The organism is Stenotrophomonas sp. 2YAF26 (assembly GCF_052114625.1).
GTDB classification, from domain to species: Bacteria; Pseudomonadota; Gammaproteobacteria; order Xanthomonadales; family Xanthomonadaceae; genus Stenotrophomonas; species Stenotrophomonas indicatrix.
Genome location: NZ_JBFRFC010000005.1, coordinates 209,298 through 221,251, shown reverse-complemented (window position 1 = coordinate 221,251; position 11,954 = coordinate 209,298). Strand labels below are relative to the sequence as shown.

9 protein-coding genes are annotated in these 11,954 nt (G+C 68.1%); 6 read left to right on the top strand and 3 right to left on the bottom strand.

Annotation, left to right across the window (positions count from 1 at the left end; translation table 11 throughout):
• Positions 1-141: 141 nt before the first annotated feature.
• Both AB4Y98_RS07840 and AB4Y98_RS07835 read right to left on the bottom strand, forming a co-directional pair.
• On the bottom strand, positions 142-792 hold the full coding sequence (locus AB4Y98_RS07840) for an energy transducer TonB (protein ID WP_363732324.1): 651 nt from the start codon (positions 790-792) through the stop codon (positions 142-144).
• A 219-nt stretch (positions 793-1,011) separates the two neighbouring features.
• A complete protein-coding gene (locus AB4Y98_RS07835) occupies positions 1,012-1,749 on the bottom strand; it encodes an SIMPL domain-containing protein (protein WP_025879289.1) in 738 nt (245 codons plus the stop codon).
• Positions 1,750-1,879: 130 nt separating this feature from the next.
• Here AB4Y98_RS07835 and AB4Y98_RS07830 point away from each other — a divergent pair, with 130 nt between their 5' ends.
• The 4 genes from AB4Y98_RS07830 (at position 1,880) to tldD (ending at position 9,377) form a co-directional block, all read left to right on the top strand.
• Positions 1,880-2,488 (top strand): Maf family nucleotide pyrophosphatase, encoded by a 609-nt coding sequence (locus AB4Y98_RS07830; RefSeq protein ID WP_080148327.1) that lies wholly within the window; start codon positions 1,880-1,882, stop codon positions 2,486-2,488.
• The gene (gene rng, locus AB4Y98_RS07825) at positions 2,481-3,968 is read left to right on the top strand and encodes a ribonuclease G (RefSeq protein WP_025879287.1); all 1,488 of its coding nucleotides are present in this window, start codon (positions 2,481-2,483) and stop codon (positions 3,966-3,968) included. The genes AB4Y98_RS07830 and rng overlap by 8 nt, the downstream gene beginning before the upstream one ends.
• 30 nt (positions 3,969-3,998) lie before the next feature.
• Positions 3,999-7,868: a YhdP family protein gene (locus AB4Y98_RS07820; RefSeq protein WP_442244100.1), complete on the top strand. Its 3,870-nt coding sequence runs from the start codon at positions 3,999-4,001 to the stop codon at positions 7,866-7,868.
• 63 nt (positions 7,869-7,931) lie between these two features.
• Positions 7,932-9,377 (top strand): metalloprotease TldD, encoded by a 1,446-nt coding sequence (gene tldD, locus AB4Y98_RS07815; RefSeq protein ID WP_025879285.1) that lies wholly within the window; start codon positions 7,932-7,934, stop codon positions 9,375-9,377.
• Positions 9,378-9,418: 41 nt separating this feature from the next.
• Here tldD and yjgA read toward each other — a convergent pair whose 3' ends face one another.
• Positions 9,419-10,009, bottom strand: a complete 591-nt coding sequence (gene yjgA / locus AB4Y98_RS07810; protein ID WP_442244099.1) for a ribosome biogenesis factor YjgA — start codon at positions 10,007-10,009, stop codon at positions 9,419-9,421.
• A gap of 68 nt (positions 10,010-10,077) precedes the next feature.
• On the opposite strand from yjgA, the gene pmbA reads away from it, so the two are divergent.
• Positions 10,078-11,445 (top strand): metalloprotease PmbA, encoded by a 1,368-nt coding sequence (gene pmbA / locus AB4Y98_RS07805; protein WP_363732332.1) that lies wholly within the window; start codon positions 10,078-10,080, stop codon positions 11,443-11,445.
• An 88-nt stretch (positions 11,446-11,533) separates the two neighbouring features.
• Complete coding sequence (locus tag AB4Y98_RS07800) at positions 11,534-11,896, top strand: DUF4870 domain-containing protein (protein WP_025879282.1); 363 nt, start codon at positions 11,534-11,536, stop codon at positions 11,894-11,896.
• Positions 11,897-11,954: the final 58 nt, after the last annotated feature.

Sequence of the window (11,954 nt, the reverse complement as noted above, 5' to 3'; positions counted from 1 at the left end):
TTCCGGCAGGTGACGAAGGTGTGAAGTTTTACTAAATTCGTAACGGTTTTCCAACGAAGTTCAAATAACCGGGCAGATTGGCCCTGTTCCGGCCCATTCACCGTTACTGCCGGCCCGGCAGGTGCCGGGCCGGCCCAGGGGTCAGTTGGGCAGGGAGAACTGCACCGGCACCATGCCGATGGCCGGAACGGCCATGCCATCACGCTCGGCCGGCACGAAACGCCAGTGGCGCAGCACCTGCTGGCGGGCGGCCTGGTCCAGGCTGCGCGAGCCGCTGCTGCGTTCGATGCTGACGTTCACCGGCTGTCCGCTGGGGTCCACCTCCACCCGCAGCAGCACCGTGCCCTGTTCGTGATTGCGCAGGGCCTGGATCGGGTAGCTGGGCGGCGGGTTGCTGCGGTACTGCAGCTGGGCGCCGGCCAGCGGCGTGGACGGGGCAATGGTCGGCGCAGCCTGCACCGCGGTCGGCTCGGCTGCCGGCAGGATGATGCCCTGGGCCTCCTCGACGGTCGCGGTGGGCGTCGGCAGCGGTGCGGGCACCGGCGTGGCCTGCCGCTTGTGCACCACCTCCACCTTTTCAGGCTCGGTCGGCACCGGTGCCGGCGGCTTCGGGTCTTCCTTCGGAATGAACCGGATCGTGGTCTGGTCGCGGGGAAGTGCGGTGACGGCCTGGTAGGTCGCCGGGATCAGCAACAACAGAAGCGCGAGCAGATGCAGGGCGATGGCCGCACTCCAGGCGGCAACGCGGGCGGGATCGAAGTGCAGGGGTACTACGGGATACGTACGAACCATGGTCCACCTCCATGCCAGTGTCGAAGTCCTCAACGCACCAGGGCCGCCATCGGGGTTGCCGCACGCGGCTGGCAGTCAATCATTAGCGCGCGGCCTCCACCACTGCCTAGAGGCAGGGGCGGCAGCGTTGAGCTGCCCTTCATGTAACGCTGCCGGCACGGCGGCGGTGGAAACGAAAACGGCGCCCCGCAGGGCGCCGTCGGTTGAACGGAAGGAGCCTCAGCGGCCCAGTTCGAACACCACGTCCAGGTTCACCGAGACGGTCGATTCACCCGGGGCGACCGGGGTGGCCTTGTCCATTGCCATGCCGGCGGCCTGCGCACGCATCATCGGCATCGGGCGGAAACCGCCACCGGCGTTCTCGGAAATGCTGACAATGCGGCGCACCTGCAGGCCAAGCGACTTCGCATAGGTCTGGGCACGGGCCTGGGCCTTCTTCAGTGCCGCCAGGCGCGCTTCGTCATAGACCGGCTCGGGCTGGTCGATCTCGAACTGCGGGCCGTTGATCTGGTTGGCGCCCTGCGCGGCCAGCGCGTCCAGCACCTTGCCGAGCTTGGCGATGTCGCGGACCTTCAGGCTGACGGTGTTGCTGGCCTGGTAGCCGGTGATCTTCGGTGCTTCGTTGTCGGCATAACGGTACTGCGGGTTGAGGCTGACGCCGCTGGTCTGCACGTCGCGCTCGGCGATGCCGGCGGCCTTGATCGCGGCCAGGACCTTGTCCATCTGCTGGGCGTTCTGGCGCATGGCGCTGTTGCCGTCGGCGGCCTGGGTGACCACACCGGCCGACAGCGTGGCCACGTCCGGCACGCGGGTGGCTTCGGCGTTGGCCGAGATGTTCAGCAGGGTGCCTTCGGCCGCGGCGGCGATCGACGGCGACGACGGATCGGCATGGGCGGTCATCGAAGCTCCAAGGGCGAGGGACAGGGCAAGCAGCAGCGGGGTGGCGGTGCGACGCATGGGATCTCCTTGTTGTGGCGCTGAGGGTGGTGTCGTAGCGATGAACGCGTTGTGAGTCCGTTCGGGGTTGCAGGCGCCGGGGAAGGATTGTCCGACGATTCAGGTACCGGCGTCAGGTTATGCTGTGTCGATGCTCTATCTTGCTTCCCGCTCCCCCCGACGCAACCAGCTGCTGGCCCGACTCGGACACCCTTTCCAGGCCTTGGACCTGGAGGTCGTCGAGCAGCGCGCGGCCTCTGAAAGTGCCCAGGACTATGTCTGCCGGGTCGCCGCCGACAAGGCGCGCGCCGGCCTGGCACGGGTGCTGGCCGAGGACCCGCAGGCGAGGGTGCTGGGGTCGGATACCGAAGTGGTGCTCGATGGCGAAGTATTCGGCAAGCCGGCCGACGCGGCCGACGCGCGGGCGATGCTGGCACGGCTGGCCGGGCGCACCCATCAGGTGATGACCGCCGTGGTGGTGGTGGACGCGCAGGGACTGGACAGCGAACTGGTCGTTTCCGAGGTCACCTTCGCCGCCATCGAGTCCGCCGACATCGCTGCCTACGTCGCCACCGGCGAGCCGCTGGACAAGGCGGGTGCCTATGCCATCCAGGGCGGTGCCGAGCGCTGGATCGAACACCTTTCCGGCAGCTACTCCGGCGTCATGGGGCTGCCGTTGCTGCATACCGATCGTCTGCTGGCCCGCTGCGGCGTGCTGGCCCCAACTGCTGATGCCGCCAGGGAGGCTGCCGATGTCTGAGGAAATCCTGGTCAATGTGACCCCGCGCGAAACCCGGGTCGCGGTGATCGAGAACGGCATGCTGCAGGAACTGCACATCGAGCGCGGTTGGCGCCGGGGTGTGGTCGGCAACATCTACAAGGGCAAGGTGCAACGGGTCATGCCGGGCATGCAGGCGGCATTCGTCGAAGTGGGCCTGGAGCGCGCCGCGTTCCTGCACGCCAACGACGTGGTGCGGCCGGCGCCGGTGGCCAGCGCCGATACCGAGAACACGACCCTGCCGCCGCCGTCCAGCGTGCCGATCGTGGAGCTGCTGCGCGACGGCCAGGACATCGTGGTGCAGGTGGTGAAGGATCCGATCGGGACCAAGGGCGCACGCCTGACCACCCAGATCAGCATTCCCTCCCGCTACATGGTGCTGCTGCCGCAGTCGAAGGTGGTGGGCGTGTCGGCGCGCATCGAGGACGAAGGCGAGCGCGCGCGGCTGAAGGCGCTGGTGACCGAACTGTCGGCCCAGCACGGCGGCTACGGCTACATCGTGCGCACCAATGCCGAAGGCCAGCCGGCCGAGGCCATCGCCGAAGACATCGCCTACCTGTCACGGGTATGGAACGTGGTCGAGCGCCGCGGCCGCGAGGCGGCGTCGTGCAGCAACATCTATGAAGACCTGAGCCTGCCGCTGCGTTCGGTGCGCGACCTGATCCGCAAGGACGTGGACAAGGTCAAGGTGGACTCGAAGGAGACCTTCGCCCAGCTGCAGGCGTTCGTGGCCAAGTACATGCCGGTGCTGGCAGAGAAGATCGAGCTGTACAGCGGCGATCGTCCGATCTTCGACATGTTCGGGGTCGAGGACGAGATCGGCCGTGCGCTGGACAAGCAGGTACCGCTGAAATCCGGTGGCTACCTGGTGATCGACCAGACCGAGGCGATGACCACCATCGACGTCAATACCGGCTCGTTCCTCGGCCAGCGCAACCTGGAAGAGACGGTGTTCCGCACCAACCTGGAGGCCGCGCAGGCGGTGGCGAGGCAGCTGCGCCTGCGCAACCTGGGCGGCATCATCATCATCGACTTCATCGACATGGATGACGCCGAGCATCGCCGCCAGGTACTGCGTACCCTGGAAAAGGCGCTGGCCCGCGACCATGCCAAGACCACGGTGTACGACTTCTCGCCGCTGGGCCTGGTGGAGATGACGCGCAAGCGCACGGTGGAAAGCCTGGAGCGCCAGCTGTCGGAAACCTGCCCGCAGTGCAGTGGCCGCGGCACCATCAAGACCACCGAAACGGTGACCTACGAGATCTTCCGCGAGATCACCCGCGCGGTGCGCCAGTTCGATGCCGCGCGCCTGCTGGTTATCGCGTCCAGCAAGGTTGTGGCGCGGATCACCGATGAGGAATCCACGGCCGTGGCCGAGCTGGAGGAGTTCCTCGGCAAGAGCATCCGCTTCCAGGCGGACGAGCAGTACCTGCAGGAGCAGTTCGATGTTGTTCTGCTCTGATCCAGGCCGACTGTCTGCTTTCGGTGGCCGATGAGCGCGCCGCCGCGCCTGCGACTGCGAAGGATCCGCCGTCATTTCATCGCCGCATGCGCGGTTGGCCTGGTCGGGCTTGCCCTGCTGGTCGGCACCCTCAGCCAGCTGCTGCCGCTGGCTGAGCGTCATCCGGACCGGATCGCAGCCTGGCTGAGTGCGCGTGCCGGACAACCGGTGCGTTTCGAACGCCTGGACACTACCTGGACCCGACGCGGTCCATTGCTGCAGTTGAAGGGCCTGCGCATCGGCGCGGGCCAGGGCTTGGCCATCGGCGAAGCCGAGGTGCTGGTGTCGATATACAGCGGCCTGTTGCCGGGCCGTTCGCTGACCGAACTGCGGCTGCGTGGCTTGGCGCTGGACCTGCAGCAGGCCGCCGATGGCCGCTGGTCGGTGCGCGGCCTGCCGCAGTCCCGCGCTGGCGGCGATCCGCTGGATGCGTTGCGCCGGCTGGGCGAACTGCAGGTGATTGGTGGCCGCCTCGGCGTGCATGCGCCAGCACTGGGTGTCGACGCCACCCTGCCACGTATCGACCTGCGCCTGCGCGTGGATGGCGACCGCCTGCGGGTGGGCGTGCGTGCCTGGGCACAGACCGACGCCTTGCCGCTGACGGCGGTGCTGGACCTGGATCGCCAGCGCGGCACCGGCCAGGCCTGGGTAGGTGCCGATCCGATCGATTTCCGTGCCTGGGCGCCGTTGCTGGCGGCCGGCGGCATGCGCCTGCGCGAGGGCAAGGGCGAGCTCAACCTGTGGCTGACCCTGCGTGATTTCGCCCCGGTGGCGCTGATCACCGATTCGGATCTGCGTGATCTGCGTGTCGAAGGCGCGCCGATGCCTGGCGTGGCGCGCCCGGAAATTCAATTGCAACGGCTGCAGGCGCGCCTGCGTTGGCAGCGGACGGCAGAAGGCTGGGCGCTGCAGGTGCCGCGCCTGCGCCTGCAGGCCGATGGCAGCCAGCAGCAGCTCGACGGGCTACAACTGCGGGTGGGCAAGCAGATGCAGGTGCAGGCCGCAGCAGCGCAGGCGGGTACCGCGTTGCGCGCGCTGGCGCTCAGCGACCGACTGGATGCGGGCCTGCGGCATTGGCTGTACCTGGCCAAGCCGCAGCTGGACGTGGCACAGGTGCAGTTGCGCGGCCAGCAGGGTGGCCCGTTGTGGGTACAGGGCGAACTGCAGTCGCTGGGCTTTGCCAGCGTCGGCAACTCGCCGGGCCTGCGTGGCCTGGGCGGCCGCTTCGAGGGCGATGCCAACGGCTTCAGCCTGCAGCTGCAACCCCAGCGCCAGCTGCAGTTCGATTGGCCGACCGGTTTCGGCGTGCGTCACGACCTGCACCTGGCCGGGCAGATCGTCGGTTGGCGCGACGAGGCCGGTGGCTGGCGCATCGGCACCCCGGCGATGCGTGTGGAAGGTACCGACTACGCCGCCGACGTGCGCGGTGGTCTCTGGTTCCAGGGCGATGGCACCCGGCCGTGGATGCAACTGGCGGCCAAGCTGGACGACGTACCGATGACCGCGGCCAAGCGTTTCTGGATCCATTCCAGGATGAGCAAGGGCGCCACCGACTGGCTGGACATGGCCTTGGCCGGTGGCCAGGTGCGCAACGGCATCGGACTGGTCAGTGGTGACCTGGACGACTGGCCGTTCGACAACAACGATGGCCGCTTCGAAGCCACTGGGCACATCACCAACGGTGACATCCGCTTCCAGCACGATTGGCCGTTGATGGGCCAGGTGGACGCCGATGTCGCCTTCATTGGGCCCGGTTTCCACATGCAGGGCCGCGGCGATCTGGCTGGCGTGGCGGTGCAGACGTTCGAAGCCGGGATCCGGGATTTCGGCCAGCAGCCACTGTACGTCCGCGCCGACAGCCAAGGCGATGCCGGCAAGCTGCTGGCGATGTTGCGGCAGAGCCCGCTGCACAAGGAATACGGCGACACCCTGGACAACCTCGCGGCAAGCGGGCCGGCCAACGTGCATTTCGACCTGCTGCAGCCCTTGCATCATGACCAGGGCGGTGGCCACCTGCAGGGCACGGTGGACCTGGCCGGGCTGAAGCTGGTCGACAAGCGCTTCCAGCTGGAATTCGACAACATGCGCGGGCAGGCCCGCTACAGCAACGCCGGCTTCGCGGCCGAGGAACTGGCAGTGCGCCACCTCGGACAGGACGGAAGGCTGAGCCTGCGCGCCGGTGGTTTCGTGCGTGACCCCAAGCTGGCCTTCGAATCGGAACTGGCCGCCACGCTTGATGCGGGCGTGCTGATCGACCGCGCACCGGAAATGGCGTGGCTGAAGCCCTACATCAACGGCACCTCGCCGTGGACCATCGCGGTGAACCTGCCGAAGGTCGCGCCGGGTACACCAGCGCCGCCCAGCGAGCTGCGCCTGCGCTCGGATCTGCTGGGCACCCGCCTGGACCTGCCGGCACCGCTGCAGAAGCCGGCCAACGAGCCGCTGCCGACCACCGTGGCCGCACAGCTGCCGATGGGCGCCGGCCGCATCGACGTGGCGTTCGGCCAGCGTCTGGCGCTGGCTGCGCGCAGCCACAACAACCAGACCGGCGTTCAGGTCACCCTGGGCAGCGACCACGTTGACCGCGAACCACCGCCCAGCGGGCTGACCATCAATGGCCGCAGCCCGACCCTGGATGCGCTGGAATGGATCGGCCTGGCCCGTGGCGCCGGTGGCGATGGCGAACCGATGCCGCTGCGCGCAGTGGACGTGCAGGTCGGCCAGCTGATGCTGATCGGCGGCGTGTTCGAGCAGACCCGCCTGCAGCTGCACCCCGGCCCGCAGGCACTGGACGTGCGCCTGGATGGCCCCTCGCTGGCCGGCAAGTTGAATGTACCCAACGCCGATGGCGGCACCATCAGCGGCCAGCTCGAGCGCGTGTACTGGCAATCGCTGCCGACCCTTCCCGGAGCCACGGTGGCACCGGCGCGGGTGCAGGCCGGTGCCGACGACATGGACCCGGCCAAGCTGCCGCCGTTCGCACTGGACATCGCCGACCTGAAGTTCGGCAAGGTCGTGCTGGGCCAGGCGGTGCTGCGTACGCGGCCGATCGCAAATGGCCTGAGCGTGGAACAACTGCAGTTCCGCGCCCCCAGCCAGGAGATCGACATCCGTGGCCGTTGGCTTGGCAAGGGTGGCGGTTCGCGAACCGCGCTTGATGCGCAGGTGCGCAGTGAAGACCTGGGCGGGTTGCTGCAGAACCTCGACTACGGCGGCCAGCTGCGCGGCGGCTCCGGCCACGCCCGGCTGCAGGCCTCGTGGCCCGGCGGTCCGTCGGACTTCCAGCTTGGCAACCTGCAGGGCCAGCTCGATGTGAATGCCCGCAATGGCCAGCTGCTGGAGCTGGAGCCGGGTGCCGGCCGCGTGCTGGGCCTGCTCAGCGTCGCCCAGCTGCCGCGGCGGCTGATGTTCGACTTCCGCGACTTCTTCTCCAAGGGCTTCGCGTTCAACCAGGTCGAGGGCAGCGTGCAGTTCGGCGAGGGCATGGCCCGTACCGACAAGGTGTTGATCGAAGGGCCGGCAGCGAACATCACCATCCGTGGCGAGGCCGACCTGCGAAAACAGCAGTTCGACCAGACCATCGACGTCAACCCGCGCGCCGGCAACCTGCTGACCGTGGTCGGCGCGGTGGCCGGCGGCCCGGTGGGCGCAGCGCTGGGTGCAGCCACCAATGCGGTATTGTCCAAGCCATTGGGCGAGATCGGTGCCCGCACCTACAAGGTGACCGGCCCCTGGAAGGAGCCCAAGGTGGAAGTGATCGAGCGCAGCCGCGAACGTGCGCCAGTACCCGCACCGCCGCCGCGCCTGCCGCCGTTGCCGGCCGTGCCGCCGACCGTCACCGAACCACCGCCGCCGCGCTGAGCGCGGCCCCCGTTTCCCCAGGGCGGCCTTGCCTGACCGCCTTCACACCCCCAGATCGAGACCATGACTGACAACGCCCTGACGCTTGCCCAAGATCGCCTGTTGCGCCCCGGTGGCCTGGATACCGCTGGCCTGGAGCGCACCTTCGGCCAACTGCTCGGCCCCGGTGTCGACTTCGGCGACCTGTACTTCCAGCACGCCCGGCGCGAAAGCTGGAGCGTGGAAGACGGCATCGTCAAGGACGGTGCCCATTCCATCGAGCAGGGCGTGGGCGTGCGCGCGATTGCCGGCGAGAAGACCGGCTTTGCGTATTCCGATGACATCCATGCCGGTGCATTGCTGACCGCAGCGCAGTCGGCACGCGCGATCTCGCGCGAAGGCGGCGCACAGACCGGACGCTCGCTGCTGCGCGGCGATGCGCGCGTGCTGTATCCGGCGCTGGACCCGATCGACGGCATCGGCAACGAAGCCAAGGTCGAGGTGCTCAAGCGCCTGGACGGCTACCTGCGCGCGGCCGACCCGCGCGTGAAGCAGGTGATGGTCAGCCTGTCCGGTGGCGTCGATACCGTGCTGGTTGCCCGCACCGATGGTGTGCTGGGCGCCGACGTGCGCCCGCTGGTGCGGTTGAACGTGCAGGTGATCGTCGAGCAGAACGGCCGCCGTGAGTCGGGTTATGCCGGCGGCGGTGGTCGCTATGGCTATGAAGCGCTGTTCGCCGATGGCCGCCCGGAAGCCTTTGCGCGCGAGGCGCTGCGGCAGGCCCTGGTGAACCTGGAAGCGGTACCGGCGCCGGCCGGGGTAATGCCGGTGGTGCTGGGCCCGGGCTGGCCGGGCGTGCTGCTGCATGAAGCGGTCGGCCATGGCCTGGAAGGTGACTTCAACCGCAAGGGCACCAGCGTCTACGCCGGCAGGATCGGCGAGCGCGTGGCTGCCCCGGGCGTGACCATCGTCGACGACGGCACCCTGGATGGGCGCCGTGGTTCACTCAACATCGATGACGAAGGCCACCCGACCCAGTGCACCACGCTGATCGAGGACGGCATCCTGGTCGGCTACATGCAGGACAGCCTCAACGCGCGGCTGATGGGCGTGGCGCCGACCGGCAACGGCCGTCGCGAATCGTTCGCGCACATGACCATGCCGCGCATGACCAACACCTACATGCGCGCCGGCCAGCACGATCCTCAGGAGATGATCCGTTCGGTGAAGAAGGGCCTGTACGCGGTCAATTTTGGTGGCGGCCAGGTCGACATCACCAGTGGCAAGTACGTGTTCTCGGCCACTGAGGCCTACCTGATCGAGGATGGCCGGATCACCGCTCCGGTGAAGGGCGCGACCCTGATCGGCAACGGCCCGGAGACCATGCAGAAGGTGCGCATGGTCGGCAACGACCTGGCCCTGGACGAGGGCGTGGGCATCTGCGGCAAGGACGGGCAGAGTGTGCCGGTCGGTGTCGGCCAGCCTTCGCTGCTGATCGAGGGCATCACCGTCGGCGGTACCCAGGCCTGAGCACGGCGATGGCCACAGCCACCGCCATGCCCGACGGGGACTCAGTCCTCGTCGGCGTCGTCGACCGGCTCGTCTGCCTCGACATCCTCAGCGGATGCCTTCAGGCCCAGCGCGGCCGGCAGCATCAGCGCGCGCAGTACCTGGAAAATTTCGCGGTAGGCGCGCGGCGGCTTGTTCTTGGCCTTTTCGGCCTGGGCGTTGCGCACCAGCGTGCGCAGCTGTTGGCGGTCGGCCTGCGGATGGTCATCCAGCAGTGCGGCCAGCGCTTTGTCGCCCTCGTTCATCAGGCGTTCGCGCCAGTCTTCGGCACGGTGCATCATCGCCACTTCGCGGCGGCCGGTGTCGCTGTTGGCGTCCAACGCATCGCGGATCGCATCCAGCGCGGCATCGTCCTCGCGGCGCATGTGCTTGGCCAGGAACGCCAGCTGCCGCTTGTGCGCGATATGGGCGGTGATCCGCTTGCACTCGGCGATGTGCGGCAGCAGGTCCTCCGGGATCGGCAGGCGCGCCAGCTGGGCCGGGGTCAGCGATACCAGCTTCTCGCCCAGGGCCAGGACGTCGAGCGCATCGCGCCGGTTCTGGCTGCGGCTCTTGTCGTGGAATTCACCGGTTTCTTCGTCGCGTCCGCGCATCGTCCATACCTGATTTCAAAAAAAGTCGCCCGGCGTGATGCCGGGCCCAACCCGCACAGGATAAAGCATTGAACGTGATCGCCCCTGAAGTCGCCGTCGGCGACGACAGCCCGGCCCGGCTGGAACGGCTGGCCGACATCTCCCAGCAGCTGCTGCAGCGTGCCCGCGCGCTGGGCGCCAGCCAGGCCGAGGTCAGCTGCAGCGAAGACCGTGGGCTGGAGGTCAATGTCCGTCTCGGCGAGGTCGAGACCGTGCAGTCCACCCGCGACCGCGGCATTGCCGTGACCGTCTACTTCGGCCAGCGCAAGGGCAGTGCCAGCACCGCCGACCTGCATGAGGCCAGCCTGCTGGCCACCGTCGAGCAGGCCTGCGCGATCGCCCGCCATACCGAGGACGACCCGGCCGCCGGCCTGGCCGAGGCCGACCTGATGGCCCGCGACTTCCCCGAACTGGATGGCTGGCACCCCTGGGAGCTGCAGGCCGACGAGGCGGTGGACCTGGCGCTGGCCTGCGAGGCGGCGGGCCGCCAAGCCGATGCGCAGATCCGCAATTCCGATGGCGCCTCGGTATCGAGCATGCAGAGCGTGTCGGTCTACGCCAATTCGCATGGGTTCATTGGCCGCGAGCGCGGAACCCATCATTCGATCGGCTGTGCGCTGATCGCCGGCACCGGCGATGGCATGCAGCGCGACGGCTGGTACACCGGCGCACTGGCCCGCGAGGATCTGGAAGATCCGGCAAGCGTCGGTCGCCGCGCCGCAGAGCGCACGATCGCTCGCCTGCAGCCGCGTTCGCTACCGACCGGCAGCATGCCGGTTCTGTTCGCGCCGGAAGTGGCGCGCAGCCTGGTGGGCCATCTGCTGTCGGCGGTCTCCGGCGGCGCACTGTACCGCCAGGCGAGCTTCCTGCTGGACAGCGTCGACCAGCAGCTGTTCCCCGACTGGATGCAGATCGAGGAGCTGCCGCACCTGCGCCGTGGCCTGCGCTCGGCCGCCTTCGACGGCGACGGCGTGGCCACCCGTGCCTCGGCCCTGGTGCGTGACGGCGTGCTGCAGCGTTACGTGCTGGGCAGCTATTCGGCGCGCAAGCTGGGCCTGCAGACCACCGCCAATGCCGGCGGCGTGCACAACCTGCAGCTGGCGGCCAACGCCGGCTCCCTGCAGGACATCGCCGCGCAGATGGGCAACGGCCTGCTGGTGACCGAGCTGATGGGGCAGGGGGTGAACGGGGTGACCGGCGACTACTCGCGCGGCGCCGGCGGCTTCCGCGTGGAGAACGGCCAGATCCAGTATCCGGTGGATGGCATCACCATCGCCGGCAACCTGCGGGACATGTTCATGGCCATCGAGGCGGTCGGCAGCGACGTCGATCCGCGCTCGCATATCCGCACCGGCTCGATCCTGGTGGGACGGATGACGATCGCCGGCAATGATTGATGCCATTGATGGCGTAAGCTAGGCCCGCCTGACGCGACCGGCTTGCCGCCGGTCGGTCAAGACCACCCAATAAAAAAGGAGTTTTGTCGTGAGCGAATTCGAGAACGTCCCGGCGGCGAGCAGCGTACCCGCTGACCAGCGCACCATGGCCCTGGTGGCGCACCTGCTGGGCATCTTCACCGGTTTCATCGGCGCACTGGTCATCTGGCTGATCAACAAGGATGACGCCAGCAAGGCCTTCGTCACCGACCAGGCCAAGGAAGCGCTGAACTTCCAGATCACCGTCGCCATCGCGATGTTCGTCTGCATCATCCTGACCTTCGTGGTCATCGGTGTGTTCCTGGCGCCGATCGTCGGCCTGCTCAGCTTGGTCTTCAGCATCATCGCTGCGGTGAAGGCCAACAACGGCGAAGCCTACCGTTACCCGTTCGCGCTGCGCCTGATCAAGTAAGAACGGCCGCACGCGGATACGAAAACGCCCGGCAGTGCCGGGCGTTTTTGTTGGTGGC

What these genes read in the sequence shown, in the direction of transcription:
- AB4Y98_RS07840 (WP_363732324.1), bottom strand. Translation starts at nt 792, where the DNA reads ATGGTTCGTACGTATCCCGTAGTACCCCTGCACTTCGATCCCGCCCGC.
- AB4Y98_RS07835 (WP_025879289.1), bottom strand. Translation starts at nt 1,749, where the DNA reads ATGCGTCGCACCGCCACCCCGCTGCTGCTTGCCCTGTCCCTCGCCCTT.
- AB4Y98_RS07830 (WP_080148327.1), top strand. Translation starts at nt 1,880, where the DNA reads ATGCTCTATCTTGCTTCCCGCTCCCCCCGACGCAACCAGCTGCTGGCC.
- rng (WP_025879287.1), top strand. Translation starts at nt 2,481, where the DNA reads ATGTCTGAGGAAATCCTGGTCAATGTGACCCCGCGCGAAACCCGGGTC.
- AB4Y98_RS07820 (WP_442244100.1), top strand. Translation starts at nt 3,999, where the DNA reads ATGAGCGCGCCGCCGCGCCTGCGACTGCGAAGGATCCGCCGTCATTTC.
- tldD (WP_025879285.1), top strand. Translation starts at nt 7,932, where the DNA reads ATGACTGACAACGCCCTGACGCTTGCCCAAGATCGCCTGTTGCGCCCC.
- yjgA (WP_442244099.1), bottom strand. Translation starts at nt 10,009, where the DNA reads ATGCGCGGACGCGACGAAGAAACCGGTGAATTCCACGACAAGAGCCGC.